At 54.8% G+C, this 4,605-nt stretch carries 2 rRNA genes; both read left to right on the top strand.

What is annotated here, in order from left to right:
• Window positions 1-129: 129 nt before the first annotated feature.
• Window positions 130-1,654, top strand: a 16S ribosomal RNA gene (locus ACQUSX_RS15915).
• A 354-nt stretch (window positions 1,655-2,008) separates the two neighbouring features.
• A 23S ribosomal RNA gene (locus tag ACQUSX_RS15910) occupies window positions 2,009-4,605 on the top strand; the annotation flags it as partial.

The raw sequence follows: 4,605 nt of genomic DNA, 5'->3' as shown, positions 1-4,605 counted from the left end.
ATTCCTTTGGATCAAAGTCCAGGCCTTTTGGTCTGGCGTATGGATATGTCAGCAATGATTTATTCGTTTTGGTCATGATTGAACTCGCTGCTTTCTGCCGTTTTCCCGGTGGTTGGTATGCATTCGTTTTTTACGGAGAGTTTGATCCTGGCTCAGGATGAACGCTGGCGGCGTGCTTAACACATGCAAGTCGAACGATGAACCAGGTGCTTGCACTTGGGGATTAGTGGCGAACGGGTGAGTAACACGTGAGCAACCTGCCCCTGACTCTGGGATAAGCGCTGGAAACGGTGTCTAATACTGGATATGTCCCATCACCGCATGGTGTGTGGGTGGAAAGATTTTTCGGTTGGGGATGGGCTCGCGGCCTATCAGCTTGTTGGTGAGGTAATGGCTCACCAAGGCGTCGACGGGTAGCCGGCCTGAGAGGGTGACCGGCCACACTGGGACTGAGACACGGCCCAGACTCCTACGGGAGGCAGCAGTGGGGAATATTGCACAATGGGCGGAAGCCTGATGCAGCAACGCCGCGTGAGGGATGACGGCCTTCGGGTTGTAAACCTCTTTTAGCAGGGAAGAAGCGAGAGTGACGGTACCTGCAGAAAAAGCACCGGCTAACTACGTGCCAGCAGCCGCGGTAATACGTAGGGTGCAAGCGTTATCCGGAATTATTGGGCGTAAAGAGCTCGTAGGCGGTCTGTCGCGTCTGCTGTGAAATTCCGAGGCTCAACCTCGGGCTTGCAGTGGGTACGGGCAGACTAGAGTGCGGTAGGGGAGATTGGAATTCCTGGTGTAGCGGTGGAATGCGCAGATATCAGGAGGAACACCGATGGCGAAGGCAGATCTCTGGGCCGTAACTGACGCTGAGGAGCGAAAGGGTGGGGAGCAAACAGGCTTAGATACCCTGGTAGTCCACCCCGTAAACGTTGGGAACTAGTTGTGGGGTCCTTTCCACGGATTCCGTGACGCAGCTAACGCATTAAGTTCCCCGCCTGGGGAGTACGGCCGCAAGGCTAAAACTCAAAGGAATTGACGGGGACCCGCACAAGCGGCGGAGCATGCGGATTAATTCGATGCAACGCGAAGAACCTTACCAAGGCTTGACATACACGAGAACGGGCCAGAAATGGTCAACTCTTTGGACACTCGTGAACAGGTGGTGCATGGTTGTCGTCAGCTCGTGTCGTGAGATGTTGGGTTAAGTCCCGCAACGAGCGCAACCCTCGTTCTATGTTGCCAGCACGTAATGGTGGGAACTCATGGGATACTGCCGGGGTCAACTCGGAGGAAGGTGGGGATGACGTCAAATCATCATGCCCCTTATGTCTTGGGCTTCACGCATGCTACAATGGCCGGTACAATGGGCTGCGATACCGTAAGGTGGAGCGAATCCCAAAAAGCCGGTCCCAGTTCGGATTGAGGTCTGCAACTCGACCTCATGAAGTCGGAGTCGCTAGTAATCGCAGATCAGCAACGCTGCGGTGAATACGTTCCCGGGTCTTGTACACACCGCCCGTCAAGTCATGAAAGTCGGTAACACCTGAAGCCGGTGGCCTAACCCTTGTGGAGGGAGCCGTCGAAGGTGGGATCGGTAATTAGGACTAAGTCGTAACAAGGTAGCCGTACCGGAAGGTGCGGCTGGATCACCTCCTTTCTAAGGAGCACTGCGGTTCTTCGGAGCCGACAGAGCCGGATTCGCACCGAATGTGTGTGACCGGAGCTCATGGGTGGAACATTTGACATGACATTCAATGCAATGGTTTGGGTTAGTACGCTGCTTCGGCAGTTGGAATGCTTGGCCGGCGGGTTGGGTGTCTGCACGCTGTTGGGTCCTGAGGGACCGGGCCGGCCTTCGGGTCGAACTGGACCTCGTGGCCCTTACTTCTGTTTCCCGGTTGGGGGATGGGGGTGGGGGACCGCCCGTACTTTGAGAACTACACAGTGGACGCGAGCATCTTAAAGAAATACCGGGTCAACGCTTTTCCTGGCGTTGATCCATCTCATGTGATTTCAAGTCTTTAAGAGCAAACGGTGGATGCCTTGGCATCTGGAGCCGAAGAAGGACGTAGCAATCTGCGATAAGCCTCGGGGAGTGGATAAGCACACTGTGATCCGAGGGTCTCCGAATGGGGAAACCCCGCCAGGCGTTTGTGCGACCTGGTGACTCCCGCCTGAATATATAGGGCGGGTAGAGGGAACGTGGGGAAGTGAAACATCTCAGTACCCACAGGAAGAGAAAACAACAGTGATTCCGTGAGTAGTGGCGAGCGAAAGCGGATGAGGCTAAACCGGGTGTGTGTGATAGCCGGCAGGCGTTGCATGCCCGGGGTTGTGGGACTTTTCTGGACATTCTGCCGAGTGTTCGACGTGATGTGACGGTATAGACGAATGGTCTTGAAAGGCCAGCCATAGTGGGTGCCAGCCCCGTAGTCGAAATGCCGCTCGCAGCGTGAAGAGTATCCCAAGTAGCACGGGGCCCGAGAAATCCCGTGTGAATCTGTCAGGACCACCTGATAAGCCTAAATACTCCCAGATGACCGATAGCGGACAAGTACCGTGAGGGAAAGGTGAAAAGTACCCCGGGAGGGGAGTGAAATAGTACCTGAAACCGTTTGCTTACAAACCGTTGGAGCCTCCTTAGCAGGGGTGACAGCGTGCCTTTTGAAGAATGAGCCTGCGAGTTAGTGATATGTGGCGAGGTTAACCCGTGTGGGGTAGCCGTAGCGAAAGCGAGTCTGAATAGGGCGATTCAGTCGCATGTCCTAGACCCGAAGCGAAGTGATCTATCCATGGCCAGGTTGAAGCGCGTGTAAGAACGCGTGGAGGACCGAACCCACTTAGGTTGAAAACTGAGGGGATGAGCTGTGGATAGGGGTGAAAGGCCAATCAAACTTCGTGATAGCTGGTTCTCTCCGAAATGCATTTAGGTGCAGCGTTGCGTGTTTCTTGCCGGAGGTAGAGCTACTGGATGGCCGATGGGCCTCACCAGGTTACTGACGTCAGCCAAACTCCGAATGCCGGTAAGTGAGAGCGCAGCAGTGAGACTGTGGGGGATAAGCTTCATAGTCGAGAGGGAAACAACCCAGACCACCATCTAAGGTCCCAAAGCGCGTGCTAAGTGGAAAAGGATGTGGAGTTGCTTAGACAACCAGGAGGTTGGCTTAGAAGCAGCCACCCTTGAAAGAGTGCGTAATAGCTCACTGGTCAAGTGATTCCGCGCCGACAATGTAACGGGGCTCAAGCACGCCACCGAAGTTGTGGCATTGACATTTTTGGTAGGCCTTCGTGGTCCAGCCGTGTTGATGGGTAGGAGAGCGTCGTGTGGCGAGTGAAGCGGCGGTGTGAACCAGCCGTGGACGCCACACGAGTGAGAATGCAGGCATGAGTAGCGAAAGACGTGTGAGAAACACGTCCTCCGGAAGACCAAGGGTTCCAGGGTCAAGCTAATCTTCCCTGGGTAAGTCGGGACCTAAGGCGAGGCCGACAGGCGTAGTCGATGGACAACGGGTTGATATTCCCGTACCGGCGAAGAACCGCCCAAACCAATCCAGTGATGCTAAGTGTCCGAAGCCATCCATCGTCACCTTCGGGTGACACCGGGTGGTGGAGCACACGACCCTATGCTGGTGCGGTTAGCGTATTAACAGGTGTGACGCAGGAAGGTAGCCCATGCCAGGCGATGGTTGTCCTGGTGCAAGTGCGTAGGCCGAGTCGTAGGCAAATCCGCGACTCATACAGGCTGAGACACGATGCGGATGAAAAGTGGGTGATCCTATGCTGCCGAGAAAAGCATCGACGCGAGGTTCAAGCCGCCCGTACCCCAAACCGACTCAGGTGGTCAGGTAGAGAATACCAAGGAGATCGAGAGAATCGTGGTTAAGGAACTCGGCAAAATGCCCCCGTAACTTCGGGAGAAGGGGGGCCATCCACTTATACCGTCTTGCACGGGAAAGGGTGTGGTGGCCGCAGAGACTAGTGGGTAGCGACTGTTTACTAAAAACACAGGTCCGTGCGAAGACGCAAGTCGATGTATACGGACTGACGCCTGCCCGGTGCTGGAAGGTTAAGAGGACCGGTTAGCCGCAAGGCGAAGCTGAGAATTTAAGCCCCAGTAAACGGCGGTGGTAACTATAACCATCCTAAGGTAGCGAAATTCCTTGTCGGGTAAGTTCCGACCTGCACGAATGGCGTAACGACTTCCCAACTGTCTCAACCGCGAACNCCCAGTAAACGGCGGTGGTAACTATAACCATCCTAAGGTAGCGAAATTCCTTGTCGGGTAAGTTCCGACCTGCACGAATGGCGTAACGACTTCCCAACTGTCTCAACCGCGAACTCGGCGAAATTGCATTACGAGTAAAGATGCTCGTTACGCGCAGCAGGACGGAAAGACCCCGTGACCTTTACTACAGCTTGGTATTGGTGTTCGGTGTGGCTTGTGTAGGATAGGTGGGAGACTGTGAAGCCGTGACGCCAGTCATGGTGGAGTCATTGTTGAAATACCACTCTGGTCATATTGGATATCTAACTTCGAACCGTGATCCGGTTCAGGGACAGTGCCTGGTGGGTAGTTTAACTGGGGCGGTTGCCTCCCAAAAAGTAACG

The organism is Microbacterium alcoholitolerans (genome assembly GCF_050408615.1).
GTDB lineage: Bacteria > Actinomycetota > Actinomycetes > Actinomycetales > Microbacteriaceae > Microbacterium.
The sequence above is the reverse complement of the archived record's forward strand: the minus strand, read 5'-3'. Positions and strand labels throughout refer to the sequence as shown.